This window comes from Xanthomonas sacchari (assembly GCF_040529065.1).
Lineage (GTDB): Bacteria > Pseudomonadota > Gammaproteobacteria > Xanthomonadales > Xanthomonadaceae > Xanthomonas_A > Xanthomonas_A sacchari.
Map to the genome: position 1 here is coordinate 4,017,874 of NZ_CP132343.1, position 18,221 is coordinate 4,036,094.

The 18,221-nt window shown below is 68.5% G+C and carries 21 protein-coding genes and 1 tRNA gene; 4 read left to right on the forward strand and 18 right to left on the reverse strand.

Annotated elements, in window-relative coordinates; all coding sequences use genetic code 11:
• Positions 1-27: 27 nt before the first annotated feature.
• Positions 28-477, reverse strand: a complete 450-nt coding sequence (locus RAB71_RS16875) for a nuclear transport factor 2 family protein (RefSeq protein ID WP_010342464.1) — start codon at positions 475-477, stop codon at positions 28-30.
• A 57-nt stretch (positions 478-534) separates the two neighbouring features.
• Between RAB71_RS16875 and RAB71_RS16880 the strand changes: the two genes are divergently transcribed.
• Complete coding sequence (locus RAB71_RS16880; protein WP_234006534.1) at positions 535-1,323, forward strand: helix-turn-helix transcriptional regulator; 789 nt, start codon at positions 535-537, stop codon at positions 1,321-1,323.
• 189 nt (positions 1,324-1,512) lie between these two features.
• On the opposite strand, the gene RAB71_RS16885 is transcribed toward RAB71_RS16880, so the two are convergent.
• Positions 1,513-2,283, reverse strand: coding sequence for a DNA-formamidopyrimidine glycosylase family protein (locus RAB71_RS16885; protein WP_010342466.1), 771 nt, complete (start codon positions 2,281-2,283; stop codon positions 1,513-1,515).
• A gap of 168 nt (positions 2,284-2,451) precedes the next feature.
• On the opposite strand from RAB71_RS16885, the gene RAB71_RS16890 reads away from it, so the two are divergent.
• Positions 2,452-2,703, forward strand: a complete 252-nt coding sequence (locus tag RAB71_RS16890; protein ID WP_010342467.1) for a type II toxin-antitoxin system Phd/YefM family antitoxin — start codon at positions 2,452-2,454, stop codon at positions 2,701-2,703.
• 87 nt (positions 2,704-2,790) lie between these two features.
• Positions 2,791-2,919 (forward strand): type II toxin-antitoxin system YoeB family toxin, encoded by a 129-nt coding sequence (locus RAB71_RS16895; protein ID WP_081481954.1) that lies wholly within the window; start codon positions 2,791-2,793, stop codon positions 2,917-2,919.
• Here the strand turns inward: RAB71_RS16895 and RAB71_RS16900 are convergent.
• The 14 genes from RAB71_RS16900 to RAB71_RS16965 form a co-directional block, all read right to left on the reverse strand.
• Positions 2,896-3,534 carry a hypothetical protein gene (locus tag RAB71_RS16900; RefSeq protein ID WP_138985739.1) on the reverse strand — a complete coding sequence of 213 codons (639 nt, stop codon included), beginning with the start codon at positions 3,532-3,534 and terminating at the stop codon, positions 2,896-2,898. The two genes, RAB71_RS16895 and RAB71_RS16900, sit on opposite strands and share 24 nt — an antisense overlap.
• 268 nt (positions 3,535-3,802) lie before the next feature.
• Positions 3,803-3,877, reverse strand: a tRNA-Val gene (locus RAB71_RS16905).
• A gap of 87 nt (positions 3,878-3,964) precedes the next feature.
• Positions 3,965-4,318, reverse strand: coding sequence for a PilZ domain-containing protein (locus RAB71_RS16910; RefSeq protein ID WP_010342469.1), 354 nt, complete (start codon positions 4,316-4,318; stop codon positions 3,965-3,967).
• A complete protein-coding gene (locus RAB71_RS16915) occupies positions 4,315-5,277 on the reverse strand; it encodes a DNA polymerase III subunit delta' (protein WP_010342470.1) in 963 nt (320 codons plus the stop codon). Before RAB71_RS16915 ends, RAB71_RS16910 begins: the two co-directional genes overlap by 4 nt.
• Positions 5,274-5,945, reverse strand: coding sequence for a dTMP kinase (tmk, locus tag RAB71_RS16920; RefSeq protein ID WP_010342471.1), 672 nt, complete (start codon positions 5,943-5,945; stop codon positions 5,274-5,276). The genes RAB71_RS16915 and tmk overlap by 4 nt, the downstream gene beginning before the upstream one ends.
• Complete coding sequence (gene mltG / locus RAB71_RS16925; protein WP_040901678.1) at positions 5,942-7,003, reverse strand: endolytic transglycosylase MltG; 1,062 nt, start codon at positions 7,001-7,003, stop codon at positions 5,942-5,944. Before mltG ends, tmk begins: the two co-directional genes overlap by 4 nt.
• 74 nt (positions 7,004-7,077) lie before the next feature.
• Positions 7,078-8,427, reverse strand: a complete 1,350-nt coding sequence (locus tag RAB71_RS16930) for an aminodeoxychorismate synthase component I (RefSeq protein ID WP_010342473.1) — start codon at positions 8,425-8,427, stop codon at positions 7,078-7,080.
• A 185-nt stretch (positions 8,428-8,612) separates the two neighbouring features.
• Positions 8,613-9,848, reverse strand: coding sequence for a beta-ketoacyl-ACP synthase II (gene fabF, locus RAB71_RS16935; RefSeq protein WP_010342474.1), 1,236 nt, complete (start codon positions 9,846-9,848; stop codon positions 8,613-8,615).
• A 129-nt stretch (positions 9,849-9,977) separates the two neighbouring features.
• Positions 9,978-10,217 (reverse strand): acyl carrier protein, encoded by a 240-nt coding sequence (gene acpP, locus RAB71_RS16940; protein ID WP_010342475.1) that lies wholly within the window; start codon positions 10,215-10,217, stop codon positions 9,978-9,980.
• A gap of 205 nt (positions 10,218-10,422) precedes the next feature.
• Positions 10,423-11,166, reverse strand: coding sequence for a 3-oxoacyl-ACP reductase FabG (gene fabG / locus RAB71_RS16945; protein WP_010342476.1), 744 nt, complete (start codon positions 11,164-11,166; stop codon positions 10,423-10,425).
• Positions 11,167-11,257: 91 nt separating this feature from the next.
• Entirely contained in the window at positions 11,258-12,202 is a 945-nt protein-coding gene (gene fabD, locus RAB71_RS16950) for an ACP S-malonyltransferase (RefSeq protein WP_010342477.1), read from the reverse strand.
• Between the two features lie 574 nt (positions 12,203-12,776).
• Positions 12,777-13,760 carry a beta-ketoacyl-ACP synthase III gene (locus RAB71_RS16955; protein ID WP_010342478.1) on the reverse strand — a complete coding sequence of 328 codons (984 nt, stop codon included), beginning with the start codon at positions 13,758-13,760 and terminating at the stop codon, positions 12,777-12,779.
• A 97-nt stretch (positions 13,761-13,857) separates the two neighbouring features.
• Positions 13,858-14,052: a 50S ribosomal protein L32 gene (rpmF, locus tag RAB71_RS16960; RefSeq protein WP_010342479.1), complete on the reverse strand. Its 195-nt coding sequence runs from the start codon at positions 14,050-14,052 to the stop codon at positions 13,858-13,860.
• Between the two features lie 101 nt (positions 14,053-14,153).
• Complete coding sequence (locus RAB71_RS16965) at positions 14,154-14,663, reverse strand: DUF177 domain-containing protein (protein WP_010342480.1); 510 nt, start codon at positions 14,661-14,663, stop codon at positions 14,154-14,156.
• Between the two features lie 130 nt (positions 14,664-14,793).
• Between RAB71_RS16965 and RAB71_RS16970 the strand changes: the two genes are divergently transcribed.
• Positions 14,794-15,366, forward strand: coding sequence for a nucleoside triphosphate pyrophosphatase (locus RAB71_RS16970; RefSeq protein WP_010342481.1), 573 nt, complete (start codon positions 14,794-14,796; stop codon positions 15,364-15,366).
• 1 nt (position 15,367) lies between these two features.
• Here the strand turns inward: RAB71_RS16970 and RAB71_RS16975 are convergent, their stop codons facing one another.
• Both RAB71_RS16975 and RAB71_RS16980 read right to left on the reverse strand, forming a co-directional pair.
• Positions 15,368-17,215 (reverse strand): glycosyltransferase 87 family protein, encoded by a 1,848-nt coding sequence (locus RAB71_RS16975; protein WP_010342482.1) that lies wholly within the window; start codon positions 17,213-17,215, stop codon positions 15,368-15,370.
• Positions 17,212-18,198 (reverse strand): glycosyltransferase family 2 protein, encoded by a 987-nt coding sequence (locus tag RAB71_RS16980; RefSeq protein WP_029562016.1) that lies wholly within the window; start codon positions 18,196-18,198, stop codon positions 17,212-17,214. The genes RAB71_RS16975 and RAB71_RS16980 overlap by 4 nt, the downstream gene beginning before the upstream one ends.
• Between the last annotated feature and the right edge of the window lie 23 nt (positions 18,199-18,221).

Sequence of the window (18,221 nt, forward strand, 5' to 3'; positions counted from 1 at the left end):
GCGCTCGCTACTGTGACATCCACAAGTTCAGGACTGCCTACCCAGCGCAGCCAGCAACGTCTGCACGCCTTTCCAGCCCCAGTACACGCGATGGCAGGCGATCAATCCGGCGGCGTCCAGGTCCATCACTTCCACCAGATCGACCTGATCGCCCTGCGGGGTTTCGCGTGGATACTCCCAGACCAATTGCCGCCCCGCGACATGACAGTGGCCGCTGCGGTACCAGCGCCCCAGGCCGTTCTCGGGCTGGGCGAAGGACGCGGCAAAGAACGCCGCAATGGCATCGCGGCCCTGCAGCCGCCCGTCCTGCCGCGCCGCCGACGCCACATAGGCCAACGGCGATTCCAACTGCGCATCCGGCGCATACAACGCCATCAACGCCGGCAGATCTCGCGCCACCACATGCCGATGCCAGTGTTCGAACACATCATGCGCAGCGCGCTCGGTGGGGTTCGGCGACGTTTCGTTCGTCTGCATCGGCAGGCTCCGGTGGAAATCCGCGCAGTCTAGGAATCCGCCAGACACATCGTTTCGGTGGACATCGAAACGTCGCGGCACAACCGGCCCTATCATGGCCACGTCCATCGGGAGCGCGGCAATGCATCTGGCACACCCCAAGCTGGCGGCGACCGCGTTCCTGATCGCCGATCCGGCACGCGCCGCCATGCTGATGTGGCGTTGGTCGATGGACGCGCACTGCCGGCCGGCGAACTGGCCTTCGCCGGCGGCGTCACCCCGCAGACCGCGAGCGCGCACCTGGCAAAGCTGCTGGACGGCGGCCTGCTGGCGGTCGATATCCAGGGCCGCTACCGCTACTACCGCCTGGCCAACGCGCACGTCGCCACCGTGCTCGAGACGCTGACCACCCTCGCGCCACCACAGACATCACGCCGCCGCCCGCACCGCGACGCCCAATCGCTGCGCCTGGCACGCTGCTGCTACGACCACCTCGCCGGGCGTCTCGGCGTGGCGATCACCGAAGCACTGGAACAACGCGCCTGGCTGACCGGCGACGATGACACCACCCGCTACGCCGTCTCTCCCGAAGGCGCGGCATGGTTCGCACACATGGGCGTGGATCTGCCACAGCTTGCCCAAGACCGCCGCACTCTGGCCCGGCGCTGCCTGGACTGGACCGAACGCCGCCACCACCTCGCCGGCGCCCTGGGCGCCGCCCTGCTCGATCAGTTCTGCGCCAGACACTGGCTGCGTCGCGTCGACGGCTCGCGCGCACTAGTGGTCACCGATCTCGGCTGGGCCGGCCTGCTCGCCGAACTGGGCATCCGACGGTGCGAAGACGAGGCCGTGGCGCTGCGCTCCTGACGAAGAACGATCAGCGCGCGTATGGCGGACGGCGACGCCCCATTGCCCTGCCTGACGCATGCACGCCGGCCGCCGATCGCCGGCACCGACTACGCGGTCCCCTCCACCTCATCCAATGCGGACACTGCAGCCAAGGTACATCCCTCTTTAGCTGCCAACACGATCCGCACTTCGCTGGCGATAGCAGGACTACTTGAACATCTCGGTCTGGAGCCCATCATCCAACGCATACCGCCGCTGACAATGCTCGCAAAAGAACGCGCGCCGCTGCGCCTTGCCGAGTTGCTTGCGATAGGTGAGCAGATGGCCATCGCGCGGACAGACCGTCTTGGTGTGCACCTGGTAGTGCTTCTTCAGTTCGTAGGCTTTTTTCCAGCGATAGAAATCGAAGCTGTACTCGCGCGCTTGCGTCACCAGTTCGCCCAGCTTGCGCGGTGGCAACGCACCGATCTCGCTCTCCGGATGCACGCGAATCCGATGCAGCACCTCGTTCTTGATGATGTTGCCGACCCCGGCGAACACATCCTGATCCAGCAAGGCATCGGCGGCGAGTGTATGCGGCCGCAGCCGCAACTTGCGCCGCGCCTGCGCCGCATCCCAGTCCGGACTCATCACGTCCGCGGTCCAGTCGTAGGCCGCATCCAGCGGACCGTCGATGAACTTGATCGAACACGCGTAGAAATTCAGCTCCTCGCCCTTGGCGAAACCCAGGCTCAAGCGCGCCGACGCGTCCTTGCGTGAATTGATCCGATAGCTGCCGAACAGCAGGAAATGAATGCGCACACTGAAGGCATCGAACTCGATCAGGAAATGCTTGCCCCAGCTGCGCAGCGACAGGATCTTGCGACCGCGCATCCGCTCCAGATCCAGCTTGCTGTTGCCGGACACCCGCAACACCTTGCGCCCGGCAAACGCGGCGGCTTCTTCCTTGAGGATGACGATCGAGGGACCTTCGGGCATGCCTGCAGTATCGAGCGATGCCGTGAGCAGGCTGTGAGCCTAACGCGCCCAACTACAGCACTATCCGTTCGACCGAAGATCGCCAGTCACCAACAGTGCTAGTTTGATAATGTCCATTGATAAGCCTCCTAACGAGCGTACAAATTCTTGTACAACTTCGAGCACAGCATGGACAACATCACCTACAGCACCGCACGTTCTTCTTTAGCGGACATCATGGACCGCGTGATCAAAAACCACGAACCAGCGATCATCACGCGTGGACGCAGGCAAACAGTGGTCATACTATCGCTGGAGGACTACAAAGCAATGGAGGAAACCGCTTATCTGCTGCGCAGCCCGAAGAACGCGCTGCGCCTGCTGGAATCCATCGCTCAACTCGAATCCGGCCGCAGCAATGCGCGGGAACTCAGCGAGTGACGCTGCAGTTCTTGGACAACACCTGAGTGGGACTACCTCTGCTGGCAACAGGGCAACAGGGCAACAGGGCAACAGGGCAACAAAAAGATGCTAGAACGCATCAAAAATCTGATCAAGGTCATTCATTGCAATCCCCTCCAGGGCATCGGAAAGCCGAACCTTTGCGCATGCATTGCCGTTCATAACTCACATTTAGCCTTCGTGCATGCAATCTGACATTGCATTGCGCGTCGTCAAAAGCTGGTTACTCCTAGCGGGGTCGTTTGCAACGTGCGCAATCAGCTGCGCAGCAATGTAGCAAAGCGAATTAGTTGTTCTAAGCATCCACGCCAATAATTCAGGCTCAAAACCGTCAAGCGATCTGACCATAAGCCTCAAACCCCCATGCGTGTATGAGTTCAAGGCATCCCACGCCCTTTCCTTCAATGATGAAAGTGACTGAGCAAGCACCGGCTCCGCAGGTGACGCGGCCAATTCGCCAAGCATCTTGTAAACATACGGGAACCCGACCGGCTCTTCCCGAGAATTGCTGCCCGGTTGTGACCCAAACGAATCAATCCATTGATCGGGCGCAGCATAGAAAACCCATGCCCCCCGCAGCACTGCCTCATATTGCAAGCGAACAAGCGCCAGAGCTGACGTAGGGTTGTCAACGGAGAGAAGATGCTGAAAAGCGGAGCCGTGCTCTAACGCGATGCATCCATAGGAAAACGCAGCATTATTTCGTGCACCTGACGGAATGACGCGCCCTGTTTCACCCTGCAACGTGATACGCAACGCATTGTGGAAGGTGTCCGACCTATCAAGTAGAACGGCAATATCCGTCGTCATCGATTGAGACCCTATCCCATTGGTATGCTCCGAGTGTAAGGGTCGGCCAGCCGCGTAGGGATGCATTGCCGCGCGCATCTGGATGAACTATGGGGGATCGCGCGGTGCCGGCGTGGTCATTCCGGCCGGGATTAGGGCACGGTGTGTATCGAACCGGCGTGCTACGAAGCGCGCCGTTGCCTGCCGACAGTTGGATGACGCTTTGCAGGATGGGCGAAGGACTAAAACAACATAGGCCACTCGGAAGTGGCCTATGCAGTTGAATTCGTGGTGGGCGGTGCAGGGTTCGAACCTGCGACCCTTGCCGTGTGAAGGCAATGCTCTACCGCTGAGCTAACCGCCCGTGTCGCGAGCCGCACATTATAGGGCTGTGGCGCGCGGCGTCAATGGGTCCTTGCGAGGTCCGTTGCGCGGCATCGCCGCGCGGCCGCTACATGGTCTGGGTGGGCTTGTCGGCGTTGAGGATGCCGGCCAACTGGGTCTCGATCTTGGTGCGGATGGTCTCGCCTTCGCTGTTGTCCGGCAGTTGCACGCCGATGCCGGCGGCGCGGTTGCCCTGGGCGCCGACCGGGGTCACCCAGATCACCTTGCCGGCCACCGGCAGGCGCTCGCTGGAATCGGGCAGGGTCAGCAGCAGGAACACTTCGTCGCCGAGGAAGTAGCGCTTGGGGGTGGGCACGAAGATGCCGCCGTTCTTCACGAACGGCATGTAGGCGTTGTACAGCGCCGCCTTGTCCTTCACCGCCAGCGACAAAATGCCCTGGCGTCCGCTCATCGCGCTCATCGTTGTGCCCCTCTCCGGGCCGGGCGATCGCCATCGCGCCAGGCCAGCAACAGTTCCGCGATCGCCAGGTCGGCGCGCACGGTGGTCCGCAGCAGATCGCGGGTGCGATTGGCGGCGTCGAACCACGCGGCCAGCTTGTGCAATCGCGCCGGGTCGGTCAAGCCGGCCTGCGACGCCTGGGCAAGCGCCAGGTCGGCGGCATGGCCCAGGCACTGCTCGGCGAGTGCGTCCCCGCTCCAACGCTGCGCGGCGTCCAGCGCGCCGAGCTTGCCGGCAGCGACCTGCTCCAGGTCGGCGGCCACCTGCCGGCGCAGCTTCAAACCGTCTTCGCGCAGCCATTGTGCCGCCAGGCCGGGATGGCCGCGCGCGGCGTCCAGCGCTTCGCGCGCGGTCTTCTCTGGGAAATCCTGCGCAAGCAGCCAGGCGATCGCTTCGTCGGCCGGCGGCAGCTTGAACTCCAGCCGCTGGCAGCGGCTGCGGATGGTCGCCGGCAGGCGCGCCGGCTGCGCGCTGATCAGCCACAGATAGCGGCCGGGCTGCGGCTCTTCCAGCGTCTTCAGCAAGGCGTTGCAGGCGGCGCGGTTGATCGCGTCGGCCGGGTCCACCACCACCACCTGGGCCACGCCGTACTGCGGGGTCAGCGCCAGCTTCTGCGAGATCTCGCGCACCTGCTCGATGACGATCTCGGTGCGCAGCTTGTCGCCGGTGCGGTTGGGGATGAACGAGATCAGTTGCAGGTCGGGATGGGTGCCGGCGGCGATCAGTTGCGCGCTGCGCAGGGCCGCGGCCGGCTCGCCCTGGCCGAGCACGTGCGCGGCCAGCTTCAGCGCCACCGCGCGCTTGCCCAGGCCTTCCGGCCCGCAGATCAGCAGGCCATGGCCGAGGCGGCCGGCATCGAGCGCGGCCACGGTCTGGTCGTAGGCGCGCTGCTGCCACGGCGCGAACGGCACGTCGCTCATGGCGTCGGCTCCTGTTGCTGCTGCACCCACGCGGCCAGCGCGGCGGCGACCGCCTGGGCGACCGCCTGCGGCGGCTGGCTGGCGTCGATGACGCGGAAGCGCTGCGGATCCTGCGCGGCGCGCTGGCGGAAGCCGGCACGCACACGCTGGAAGAAATCGTCCTGCTCGCTCTCGATGCGGTCCGGCCACAGATCGCGGCCGCTGGTGCGGGCACGGCCGATCTGCACGTCCAGGTCCAGCAGCAGGGTCAGGCCCGGCTGCAGGCCGACTGCGCGCCGTTCCAGGTCGGCGATCCAGGCGCGGTCCAGGCCGCGGCCTTCGCCCTGGTAGGCGTAGCTGGAATCGGTGAAGCGGTCGCTGACCACGTAAGCGCCGCGCTGCAGCGCCGGGCGGATCACCTCGCGCACGTGCTGCGCGCGGGCGGCGAACACCAGCAGCAACTCGGTCTCGGCGGCCAGCGGCTCGGCGACCTCGCCGGGCGTCTTGTCCAGCAGCAGCGCGCGGATGCGCTCGGCCAGCGGCGTGCCGCCCGGTTCGCGGGTCAGCACCACTTCGTGGCCCTGCGCCTGCAACGCATCGCGGATCGCGTTGATCGCGGTGGTCTTGCCGGCGCCCTCGCCGCCTTCCAGGGTGACGAAACGATGGTGGCGCAGCACGGCCTCGCTCATGGCGACACCGCCGCGTCGCTGCGCGCCTGGCGCAGGCGCTGCAGGTAGCGCGCCACCGCCGCGTTGTGCTCGGCGTAGTTGGCGGAGAACGCATGCGCGCCGCTGCCGTCGCCGATGGCCACGAAGTACAGGCTGTCGCCCGGCGCCGGGTTGGTGGCGGCACGCAGCGCGTCGCGGCCGGGCATGGCGATCGGGGTCGGGGTCAGGCCGGTGCGGGTGTAGGTGTTGTACGGTGTATCGGTCTCCAGGTCGCGCTTGCGGATGTTGCCGTCGTAGGCGCTGCCGATGCCGTAGATCACGCTCGGGTCGGTCTGCAGTTTCATGCCCAGTTGCAGGCGGCGCACGAACACGCCGGCGATCTGCGGGCGCTCGGCGGCCAGGCCGGTTTCCTTCTCCACGATCGAAGCCAGGATCAGTGCCTGCTCCGGCGACTGCAGCGGCAGGTCCTTGGCGCGCGCGTCCCAGGCCTCGGCCAGGGCCTTGTCCATCGCCGCATGCGCGCGGCGCAGCACCTGCAGATCGGTGTCGCCGCGCTGGTAGAGGTAGGTCTCGGGCAGGAAGCGGCCTTCCGGGTGCTGGCCGGGCTGGCCGAGCTTGGCCATCAGTTCGCTGTCGCTGAGGTCGGCGGTGGTGTGTACCAGCGGCGTGGCCGCGTTCAAGGCGCTGCGCAACTGGCGCACGTTCCAGCCTTCGACGATGGTGAAGCGGTACTGGATCACCTGGCCCTTGCGCATGCGCAGCAGCAGCTCGCGCGGGCTCAGTGCCGGCTGCAACGCGTATTCGCCGAACTTGAGCTTGCCGGCCACGCCCAGTTCGCGCGCCAGCACCTGCCACTGCAGGTCGCTGCCCTGGGTCACGCCGGCAGCGCGCAGCTTGCGCAGCACGCCGTTGAGCGAGGCGCCGCGCGCCACGTCCACGCTGGGCTGGCTCGCCTGCAGCGGTTGCTCGGCGAAGGCGCGATAGCTGTGCCACCACCAGGCGCCGGCCGCGGCCACCAGCAGCGCCAGCACCAGCAATGTTCCCAGCAGGGTCAGACACCCGCGTTTAGCCCAAGCCACGACCACCTCGGAGCGAATTCAATGGCGTGCAGGATACCGCGCGGCCGGCATGGCCCGGTATCGCGCGGCCCCGCTCATGGCTCCAGCGCGCGCAGCAGGCCGCGCGCCTTGGCCCGGGTCTCGTCGAGTTCGCGCTCCGGGTCGGAATCGAACACGATGCCGGCGCCGGTGCGGAACTGCACCTGCGCGCTGTCCACCTCGGCGGTGCGGATGAGGATGTTCAGGTCCATGTCGCCGTCGCGATTGAGCCAGCCGAACGCGCCGGTATAGGCGCCGCGCGGGGTCTGCTCCAGCTCGGCGATGATCTGCATGCAGCGCACCTTGGGGCAGCCGGTGATGGTGCCGCCCGGGAAGGTGGCGCGGATCGTCTCGCCCGGCGTGGTGCCCGCACGCAGCCGGCCACGCACGTTGCTGACGATGTGGTGCACGTGGGCGTAGCTCTCCACGGTCATCAGTTCGTCGACCTCGACGCTGCCCGGCGCGCAGATCCGCCCCAGGTCGTTGCGCTCCAGGTCGATCAGCATCACGTGCTCGGCGCGCTCCTTGGGGTGGCCGACCAGTTCGCGGATGCGCGCGGCCTCGTCGTCGCCCGGCGCGCGTGCGCGGGTGCCGGCGATCGGCCGGGTCTCGACCACGTCGCCGCGCACCGACACCAGCCGTTCCGGCGAAGAACTGACCACGGCGCGGCCGTGGCCGACGAACAGGCCAGCGAACGGTGCCGGGTTGGCGCGACGCAGCTGCGCGTACAGCGCGGCCGGCGCCAGCGGCGCGGCGAAGCGCGCCGACCAGCGTCGCGACAGATTGACCTGGAACACGTCGCCGGCGCGCAGGTAGTCGAGGATGCGGCGCACGCCGTCAACGAAGCGCTGCGGCGGGTCTTCCTCGATCGCCAGCGGCGCCTGCCAGGCCGGCGCCGGTGCGGCCGCGGTCAGCGCCTGCAGATCAGCGAGTACGGCGTCCAGCAGCGCCGCATGCGCGGGCTCGGCCAGCGCCACGCAATCGCCGGTGACGTGATCGCGCAGCAACGCGGCGGGACAGCGCAAGGCCAGCGCCGCGGGCGTAGCCGCGGCGGAGGGCGGCAACTGCAGCACCGGCTCCACCTGCGCGGCCAGTTCGTAATCCAGCAGCAACGCCCAGCCGCCACGAAACGGCCAGCGCGGCTCGTCGCGTTCGCAGCGCTCGGCCTGCCAGTGCGCGTCCAGCGCATCGAGGAAATCGCCGGCGACCGCCGTGCCATCCAACGCGCGAGTGACCCCGTCGCGATCCAGCCGCAGGCCCTGCCCGTCGGCGACCAGCAACAGATCCCAGCGCCCCTGCGCCGTGCCCGACGCCGCCGATTCCAGCAACACCGGATACCGATCAGGCGCCAGGCGATGCAGCGCCAGCAGATCGACCTCGGCCGGCAAGGGAACGGTACGCAGCATCGAAGATCCGCTGGAAGAATGAAAACGTGAGGCGGCGCGGGCGCCACCGGGCGATGCGGCGCCGGGGAATGGCAGCGCGGACATGCCGCGCACCCGTGTCAGGGAGGAAAGCGCGACATCAATCAGGCGCCGGCTTCTCCCAATCCCGAATCCCCACTCCCGAATCCCGAGGGGGCTACGCCCCCTCAGACCCTCTTGAACACCAACGTCCCGTTGGTCCCACCGAAGCCGAACCCATTGGACATCGCCACGTCGATCTGCTTCTCGCGCGCCACGTTCGGCACGTAGTCCAGGTCGCAGCCTTCGCCCGGCTCGTGCAGGTTGATGGTCGGCGGGATGATGCCGGCGTGGATCGCCATCACCGAGAAGATCGCCTCGGCACCGCCGGCGGCGCCGAGCAGGTGGCCGGTCATCGACTTGGTGGAGCTGACCATGGTCTTGTAGGCGTGATCGCCCAGCGCACGCTTCATCGCCAGGGTCTCGGCCAGGTCGCCCAGCGGCGTGGAAGTGCCGTGCGCGTTGAGGTAGTCGATCTGGTCCGGATTGAGCTTGGCGTCCTTCATCGCCGCCACCATGCTGCGCGCGGCGCCTTCGCCGTCCTCGCTCGGGGCGGTCATGTGGAAGGCGTCGGAACTGGCGCCGAAACCGACCAGCTCGGCGTAGATGCGCGCGCCGCGCGCCTTGGCGTGTTCGTACTCTTCCAGCACCAGCACGCCGGCGCCGTCGCCGAGCACGAAGCCGTCGCGCTCCTTGTCCCACGGGCGCGAGGCGGCGGCGGGATCGTCGTTGCGGGTGGACATCGCCTTCATCGAGCAGAAGCCGCCCACCGAGGTCGGCGAGGAGCCGCGCTCGGCACCGCCGGCCAGCATCACGTCGGCGTCGCCGTGCTGGATCATGCGCATCGCGGTGCCGATGGAATGGTTGGAGGTGGCGCAGGCCGAGACCGCGGAGAAGGTCGGCCCCTTCAGCCCTTTGATCAGGCTCACCTGGCCCGGCAGCATATTGATGATGGTGCTGGGCACGTAGAACGGCGAGATCTTGCGCGCGCCGCCCTCGTGGAATTTGACGGTCTGTTCCTCGATGCCGAGCAGGCCACCGATGCCGGAGCCGAGGATCGCGCCGATGCGCTCGGCATTGGCCTCGGTGATCTCCAGGCCGGAATCGTCCAGCGCCATGAACGAGGCGCCGACGCCGTAATGGATGAACGAGTCCATCTTGCGCGCGTCCTTGGACGAGATGAACTTGGTCGGATCGAAATCCTTGATCTCGCCGGCGATCTTGGTGGTGAACTGAGACGCATCGATCTGGGTGATCGGGCCGATGCCGGAGCGTCCGTTGACGATCCCTTCCCAACTGCTGGCCAGGTCATTGCCCAACGGCGACACCAGGCCCATGCCGGTTACGACGACACGACGGCTCATTGCGAAATCTCCTCACCGCGATACGCGCGGCCTTGACGCTGTAAAAACACAGGGCCGCATGCGCGGCCCCATGGGATTGTCACGCGCATCGGGCCCACGCAGGCGCCGATGGCGATCGCGAACGCAGCCTCAGCTCTTGACGTGCGCCTTGACGTAGTCGATGGCCTGCTGCACCGAGGTGATCTTTTCGGCTTCTTCGTCCGGGATCTCGCACTCGAACTCTTCTTCCAGGGCCATCACCAGCTCGACGGTGTCCAGCGAGTCGGCACCCAGGTCATCGACGAACGATGCGTTGTTGGTGACTTCTTCTTCCTTGACGCCGAGCTGTTCGACGACGATTTTCTTGACGCGTTCTTCGATGGTGCTCATTGGGATATCGCTCCAGATGGAGTAGTGGTGGTTCGAGTTTTAGGATCCCCGCACACGGATGTGCGGTGCTCCTGTGAGGGACTCACAAAACGCCATCGGGCTGCGATGGCCGCGTTGGATAGTGTAGTGGAAACCGACTGGCCCTTGCAGCGCTGCACAAATGCCGGCCGATCAGCCACTTAGGCGCGTCCGTTGCGCCGCAGGCTCACGGCATGTACATCCCGCCGTTCACGTGCAGGGTTTCGCCGGTGATGTAGCCGGCGCCGGGCCCGGCCAGGAACGCCACCGCGTTGGCGATGTCGGACGGCTGGCCGAGCTGGCCGAGCGCGATCTGCTCCAGCAGCGCGGTGCGTTGCGCTTCCGGCAGCGCCTTGGTCATGTCGGTATCGATGAAGCCCGGCGCGACCACGTTGACGGTGATGCCGCGCGAGCCGATTTCCTTGGCCATCGACTTGGAGAAGGCGATGATGCCGGCCTTGGCCGCGGCGTAGTTGGCCTGGCCAGGATTGCCGGTCACGCCGACCACCGAAGCGATGTTGACGATGCGGCCCTTGCGCGCCTTCATCATGCCGCGCAGCACCGCCTTGGAGGTGCGGAACACGCTGGTCAGGTTGGTGTCGATGATCGCCTGCCAGTCGTCGTCCTTCATCCGCATCAGCAGGTTGTCGCGGGTGATGCCGGCGTTGTTGACCAGGATCGAGACCGGGCCGAATTCCTTGGCGATCGCCTCGATCAGCGCATCGACCGCGGCGCCGTCGGTGACGTCCAGCGCGCGGCCGTGCCCGCCGTGGGCGGCCAGGCGCGCGCCGATCGCCTGCGCGCCGGCGTCGGAGGTGGCGGTGCCGATGACGGTGGCGCCCTGTGCGGCCAGTTCGTCGGCGATGGCCGCGCCGATCCCGCGGCTGGCGCCGGTGACCAGCGCGATCTCGCCCTGCAATGGCTTGCTCATCTGGGTTTCCTTGGAGACGGACGGCGCATGGCGCCGGGGAAGGAGAAGGAGGCCGGCGCGGGCGCGACACGCACCGCGCGGCGGCCGGCGATCAGGAGGCCCAGGCCTCGCGCGCGCCGGCGAACTCGGCGGGCGTGCCCAGGGCACGGCCGTCGAGCGACTTGTCGATGCGCTTGACCAACCCGGTCAGCACCTTGCCCGGGCCGCACTCGGCCAGGCGGGTGGCGCCGCCGGCGGCCAACGCCTGCACGCAACCGGTCCAGCGCACCGGCAGGTACAACTGCTCGACGAGCGCCTGGCGGATCGCCTCGACGCCCTCGTGCACCTGCGCATCGGCGTTCTGCACCACCGGCAGCTGCGGCGCCTGCCAGGCCAGTCCACGCATCGCATCGGCCAGGCGGTTGGCCGCCTCACGCATCAGCGGGGTGTGCGAGGGCACGCTGACCGCCAGCTTCACCGCCTTGCGCACGCCGCGCTCGGCCAGCAGCGCCAGCGCGCGGTCGACCGCCGCGGCATCGCCGCCGATCACCACCTGCCCCGGCGAGTTGTAGTTGGCCGGCACCACCACCTGGCTGCCGGCGGCCTGCGCGCAGACCTCTTCGACCAGCGCGTCCTCGGCGCCGAGCACGGCGGCCATTGCGCCCACGCCGGCCGGCGCGGCGTCCTGCATCAGTTGCCCGCGCAGCCGCACCAGGTGCGCGCCGTCGTGCAGCGACAGGGCGCCGGCGGCGACCAGCGCGCTGTATTCGCCCAGGCTGTGCCCGGCCAGTTGCGCCGGACGCGCCCCGCCTTCGGCCAGCCACAGCCGCCACAGCGCCACGCTCGCGGCCAGCAGCGCCGGCTGGGTGTACTCGGTGCGGTTGAGCATTTCTTCCGGGCCGCCCTGGCTCAGCGCCCACAGGTCCACGCCGGCGCCCTCGGAGGCTTCGGCGAAACTGTCGCGCAACTGCGGATGCAATTCGGCCAGTTCGGCCAGCATGCCCAGCGATTGCGAACCCTGGCCGGGGAAGACGAAGGCGAGTGTGGAATCGGTCACGCGGTTGGCCCTGCGAAAATCGAGCGGCGATGATACGGGCGAAACCGGCCGGGCGTCTGTACCCGGGCGTATGTGAAATGGCGGCTGGCGTGCCGCATCGCAGCGGCAACCCCTGGCTTGGTGGTGCGCGGTATCAGGCCGGAAGCGCACGCGGCGCGTAGGAACGGCGCAGGTGGCGAGCAGGACGCGCAAGGGCGCAAGGCGTTGCGCTCGCGCGGGTCAGGCAAGGCGATGGAGCGCATCTCGGCGCAGGCAGCGCCCCCATGAGCAGCATTGGGCATCCAGGCGACAGCGCGAGGGGCGCGCATGCACCGACCGGCACGCTGGGCGATCGCGCTTTCCGCAAGTGAGCGGGCATGGTCGGCGATGCGAGACCGCAAGGACGCGACGCATCCAAGTGCAGGTCGCGCGGGCAGGCGCACCGCACCCGCGCATCGTGGTGCACGCGGCAGACGTACTGACGTCATGAGAGCCAGCGCATCACCGCGCGTCGTGGAGACGACGCACGGCGCCCGGCATCGGATCGAGATCGCGCACCACGACGCCGCCAACGGCGCCGGGCGCGGAAACAGGCTCAGTAGCGCAGCAGCGCCGAGCCCCAGGTGAAGCCGCCGCCGAAGGCTTCCAGCAGCAGCAACTGGCCGCGCTGCACGCGGCCCGAACGCACCGCCACGTCCAGCGCCATCGGCACCGAGGCGGAGGAGGTGTTGCCGTGGATGTCCACCGTCACCACCACCTGCTCCATCGGCAGCTCCAGGCGCTTGGCGGTGGCTTCGATGATGCGCAGGTTGGCCTGGTGCGGGATCAGCCAGTCCAGGTCGTGCTTGTCCAGGCCGTTGGCCTCGAGGGTCTCGTCGACCACGGCGTCCAGCGCCTTGACCGCGTACTTGAACACCTCGCTGCCCTTCATCTGGATGCCGCCGGCGGCCGGATCGCCGGTGCCGTCGCCCAGCCCGGTGGCGATGCCGACCGGATTCCACAGCAGTTCCTTCTTGCTGCCGTCGGCATGCAGATGGGTGCTGAGGATGCCCGTGTCTTCGTCGGCGCGCAGGACCACCGCGCCGGCGCCGTCGCCGAACAGCACGCAGGTGGTGCGCTCGGTCCAGTCGACGATGCGGCTGAGGGTTTCGGTGCCGATCACCAGCACGGTCTTGGCGTCGCCGCTGCGGATGAACTTGTCGGCCACGCTGAGCGCGTAGACGAAGCCGGAACAGGCGGCGTTGACGTCCAGCGCGGGGCAGCCGACCACGCCGAGGCGGGCCTGGATCAGGCAGGCGGTGGACGGGAAGATCAGGTCCGGCGTGGTGGTGCCGACCACGATCATGTCGAGTTCGGCGGCATCGATGCCGGCGGCTTCGATCGCCTTCAGCGCGGCCTCGTAGCCCAGATCGCCAGCGGTCTGGCCGGGGGCGGCGATGTGCCGCTCGCGGATGCCGGTACGGCTGCGGATCCATTCGTCGCTGGTGTCGACCATGTGCGACAGATCGTCGTTGGTCAACACTTTTTCAGGCAAATAGCTGCCGGTGCCCGCGATCCTGGAATAGATCCGCTTGCTCATGCTGGTTCCTGTTGCCTGTTACGCAGGCCGCCCCGGTGCGGCGCGGCCTGTGAAGATGGGTGACTCCGTCCGCCGCAGCGCGGTGGACGGGCACGGATCAATCTTCTTCGACCTGCGCGGTCTTGGTGGCGATCACCTTCTTGCCACGGTAGTAACCGTCGGCGGTGACGTGGTGGCGCAGGTGGATCTCGCCGCTGGTCGGATCGGTCGACAGCTGCTTGGCGCTGAGGGCGTCATGCGAACGGCGCTGGCCGCGGCGGGACGGGGTGACACGGGATTTCTGCACAGCCATGGGATTGCTCCAAACTCGGTTCGTTTACATCTGTCGTCATTACGTCGCGCAGGACGCGCGCGTCCGGCAACAACCTCAGGCAGCGGCAGGCGGACCGACCGCTACTGTTTCTTCAGCGCCGCCAACGCCGCGAACGGGTTGACCTTGCTCGTTTCTTCCTCGGTCGCCGGCCAGTCGCGATCGACCGCCTCGCTTCCGGGCGCCACCGGCACCAGCGGCACCGCCAGCACCAGCTCGTCCTCGACCAGATCGGCCGGCCGCAGCATGCCGTCTTCCGGCACCAGCAGAGCCTCGTGATCCGGCGGCAGCGCGGCTTCTTCTTCCTCGCTGCGGATCAGCCCCAGCCGCTGCACGCTCGACACCGGCAGCAGGAAGCGCTGCAGGCTGCGCTGGCAGATCAGCGGCAGCTCGGTTTCGATCTTCAATTCGACATAGGACACTTGCAGTACAGCGTCGCGGCCGAATTCCAGCGTGTAGCGGCATTCGCCTTCGGTGTCGGCCAGGCTGCCTTGCAGACGGGTCATCGCCGAGAGCGGCAGGCGATCTTCGAAGACCCTGCGCGCTGCGACCATCCGCCAGGCATCCAACAGTTCGGGCACGTTCGCGGACATAAGCCGCAGAATGTTAAGGACTGCCGGGGCCGCTGTCAAACCGCCCCCGCCCGGCCCCGGGTTGCCTTGCCGGCCCGCGCCGGCCGCCGCAGACTGCCGGCCCCGGCCACCGCCGCCCTGCCCACCGCCAATGCCGCCACTGATCCTGGCTTCCACTTCCGCCTACCGCCGCGAACTGCTGCAGCGGCTGCGCCTGCCCTTCGACTGCGCCCGCCCGCAGGTCGACGAGACCCCGCTGCCCGGCGAAGCGCCGCTGGCGCTGGCGCAGCGGCTGGCGGCGGCCAAGGCGGCGGCGGTCGCGGCCACTGCCGGGGAGGCCTGGGTGATCGGCTCGGACCAGGTCGCCGAACTGGACGGCCAGCCGCTGGGCAAGCCCGGCGAGGTGGCCGCGGCGCACGCGCAACTGGCGGCCATGTCCGGGCGCAGCGTGCGCTTCCACACGGCGGTGTGCCTGCAGCGCGGCGCGCGCACCCTGCATGCCTGCGATCTCACCGAGGTCCGGTTCCGCGACCTGCAGGCCGATGCCATCGCCCGCTACGTCGCCGCCGAACAGCCGCTGGACTGCGCCGGCAGCTTCAAGTGCGAAGGCCTGGGCATCAGCCTGTTCCGCGCGATCCAGACCCAGGATCCGACTGCGCTGATCGGCCTGCCGTTGATCGCGCTGTCCGAACTGCTGCGCGAGGCCGGCTACACCCTGCCCTAGTTCACTGCAGACGGCACCACTGGTACGGGAAGCGCGCTTGCCCGACCCAGGACGCGTAGAGCTGACAGGACCCCGGCTGCAGCGCAAGGCCGTAGCGCGCCAGTTGCTGCGCCGCCAGTGCCTGGGTCTGGCGGTCCGCGGCGGCGACATTCACGGCCCGTTCCGGCAGCAGCACCCAGCGGCAGCGGCCGGCATCGACGTTCACGCCCGCGCGCACCGGGCGATACGCCAGCCGCCGCATCAGCGCGCAGTCGGGGCCGCGATCCAGGCCCAGGCGCGCGGCCACCGCATTGAGCCGCTGCAGGCGCTCGACATTGCGATCCACTTCCGCCGGCAGCATCGCGTAGCCCTGCCCGCGCGCCGCCAGCATCTCGCGGACCCGCGCAGCGTAGGCCGGCGTTTCCGGGAAATTGGAGGCGACCGACGCGTAGGCCGCCTGCCCGGGCAGGAACGGAATGCGCCAGGACTCCGGCGCATCGCCGACCAGCAGCACCAGACTGCGCTCGGGCTGCGGCATCGGCGGCGCCTGCACCCGGAACGCCTCGCGCGCCCAGCGCTCGTGCCCCCACTCGCCCCAGCCGTACAGCGCAAAGGCCGCACAGGCGATCAGGGTCCAACGCGCCGCCGGCGCGGCGATGCGCGCCGGCAACAGCCGCCGCAGCCCCACCCACAGCAGCAGCGGCGCCAGCAGCTCCGGCACCACCAGATAGCGCTGGATGCTGAAGGCCGCCTGCCAGGCCAGGAAGGCCACCACCACGAACACCAGCACCGCGCACCAGGCCGGCGCGACCACCTCCGCCGGCGCGGAGGCGCGCGGACGCCGCAGCGCCCAGCGCAGCAGCGCGACCAGGCCCAGCAGATACAGCAGCGGCCATACCAGTTGCCGCAGGCGCACCTCGCTGACCCGGTTCGGCGCCAGCGAGAACTGCAACGGCCAGGTCAGCCACTCCCACAGCGTCTTCGGCAACCAGCGCGTGTCGCTGACCGCCACCGGCTGCGCCAGCGGCGCCAGGAAGTGGCTGTTGAACTGCGGAAACAGCGGATTGCCGAAGGTCTGCCACACCCGCAGCAGCCACGGCCCGGCGAGCAGCGCGAAACTGAGCAGCGTCACCGCAGTCAGCACCGCGGCGCCGCCGATCCGCTGCCGCGGGCGCCCGCCGGCGACCAGCGCGGCCACGCCCAGGGCCAGCGCGAACAGCGCATTGGTCAGCTTGCAGGCCATCGCCAGCCCGAGCAGGGCGCCGGCCAGCGTCCACCAGCCCAGCGCCACGCCCTGCCCCGCGGCCTGCTGGCGGCGTTGCGCATGCAGCGCGGCGAGCAGCGCGCCCAGCACCGGCAGCGCGCTGGTGTTGTCGCCCATGGTGCCGGCGAACTCGGACAGGAACGCGGCGCTGCACAGCCCGGCCAGCGCCAGCCACGGCACCAGCCGCGCGCGGTCCAGCCGCGGATCCAGCACCTGCCAGACGATGCCGGCCAGCAGCAGGAACGCCAGTGCGTGCAGCACCCCCATCGCGAACCCGGCCAGCGGGGCAGGCAAGCCGACGAACAGCGCGTAATGCAGCACGTCCAGCAGCGGATTGAAGTAGCTCTGCATCTGCGCCGGCGCCAGGTCGATGCCGAGACGGCCGTGCAGGACGGCGTAGCCGTTGTACAGGTGGTAGTTGCGCAGGTCCCAGTTGGCGTCCTGGCCCAGCCATAGCGACAGCAGTCCGCCCAGCAGCGCGACCGCCACGCCTGCCGCGATCACGTTGCCGCGGCTGTGGAAGGCGAAGCGGCGATCCAGTGCAGCCAGCAGGCGCTGGCGGCGGGTCGGGCGCGGCAGTGCCGCCGCAGCAACGGTCGTGCTCATGCGGCGTCGCTCCGTTGCGTGCCCTGCGCGTCCACCGGCCAGGCCGGGATCGCCAGGTAGGCCAGGCGCTTGGCCTCGATGCGGCCGCGCGTGACCGTATCCAGGATCAGCCCGCAGGCCAGCAGCAGCACGCCGAGCAACACCAGCGCCGAGCACAGGATCGCGGTGGGAAAACGTGGCACCAGGCCGGTCTCCAGGTAGGTCTGCAACAACGGCACCGCCAGCGCCAGCGCCAGCAGCACGCAGGCACCGAAGCCCAGCGAGAAGAACAGCAACGGTCGCTCGGCCTTGAACAGGCGCAGGATGGTCAACAGGATGCGGGTGCCGTCGTGCCAGGTGCGCAGCTTGCTCTGCGATCCTTCCGGACGCGCGCCGTAGGCGGTGTCCACCTCCGCCACCGGCATGCGCAGTTGCAGCGCGTGTACCGCCAGTTCGGTCTCGGTCTCGAAGCCGGCGGCATGCGCGGGAAACGACTTCACGTAGCGCCGCGAGAACACCCGGTAGCCGGACAGCATGTCGTCGAAGCTGCGCCCGAACAGAAAGCCGACGCAGCGGGTCAGCAGCACGTTGCCGGTGCGATGGCCGGCGCGGTAGGCGGCCGCCGCGTCGCTGCGGCGCGCGCCCACCACCATGTCCAGCCCGTCGCGCAGCAGCCGCTCGACCAGCGCCGGCGCCATCGCCGCATCGTAGGTCGCATCGCCGTCGACCAGCACGTAGACGTCGGCCTCGATGTCGGCGAACAGGCGCCGCACCACGTTGCCCTTGCCCTGCAGCGCGACCTCGCGCACCACCGCGCCGGCCGCCCGCGCCCGGGCGATGGTGGCGTCGCTGGAGTTGTTGTCGAACACGTGGACCTGCGCGCCGGGCAGATGCGTGGCGAAATCGGCCACCACCTGGCCGATGGTGGCCGCTTCGTTGTGGCACGGCACCAGCACCGCGATCCGCGGCGCGGCCGCGGGGCGATCGGAGGGGAAACTGGACATGGGCGGCGTGCGGTCCTGCGCGG